This window comes from Neisseria sp. P0021.S006, assembly GCF_051956895.1.
Genome location: NZ_JBQCWZ010000552.1, coordinates 1 through 874, shown reverse-complemented (window position 1 = coordinate 874; position 874 = coordinate 1). Strand labels below are relative to the sequence as shown.

At 46.8% G+C, this 874-nt stretch carries 1 protein-coding gene; it reads left to right on the top strand.

Annotated features, from left to right (window positions below):
• Positions 1 to 75: 75 nt before the first annotated feature.
• Positions 76 to 810, top strand: coding sequence for a fumarate/nitrate reduction transcriptional regulator Fnr (gene fnr, locus ACTHUM_RS15625; protein WP_039862092.1), 735 nt, complete (start codon positions 76 to 78; stop codon positions 808 to 810).
• The last annotated feature ends 64 nt before the right edge of the window (positions 811 to 874 follow it).

Genomic DNA, 874 nt, shown 5'->3' with positions numbered 1-874 from the left:
GCCGACTTTGACTTGGGTCAATAGTTATTCGGCTTCATCAGGGATTTATAGAACTATGCAGATTAAGGGTGCGTTATGGCCACACACAATGCAACACATCAAATGAAAACCTTGTGTTCCACATGTTCTTTACGCGAGCTGTGTTTGCCTGTCGGACTGATGCCTAACGAATTTTCACAATTGGACGCGGTTATTCGTCAAAGCCGCCGTCTGAAAAAAGGTGAATACCTGTTCCGTGCCGGCGAGCCGTTTACCTCTTTGTTTGCCATCCGTGCGGGCTTCTTTAAGACAACAGTCGCCAGCCAAGATGGACGAGATCAGGTAACCGGCTTTTTTATGTCGGGCGAGCTGATCGGTATGGATGGGATTTGTTCCCATATTCACAGCTGTGATGCTGTGGCTTTGGAAGACAGCGAGGTATGTGAGCTTCCGTTTACACATATTGAAGAACTCGGTCAGGATATTCCCAGCCTCCGCTCCCACTTTTTCCGCTTGATGAGCCGCGAAATTGTCCGAGATCAGGGCGTTATGCTGCTTTTGGGCAATATGCGCGCTGAAGAGCGATTGGCAGCATTCTTACTTAACCTGTCTCAGCGTCTCTATTCACGAGGATTCGCCGCCAATGATTTTATCTTGCGGATGTCGCGTGAGGAAATCGGCAGCTATTTGGGGCTGAAACTGGAAACAGTCAGCCGCACCTTGTCTAAATTCCATCATGAAGGCTTGATTTCGGTTGAACACAAGCACATCAAAATCTTAGATGCGACAACCTTGAAGAAAATGGTTTCCGGTTGTTCGCACGCTATCTGAATCTTAGGCCGTCTGAAATATTTCAGACGGCCTTTTTAACAAGAATTAAAGAATAATTGTTAAG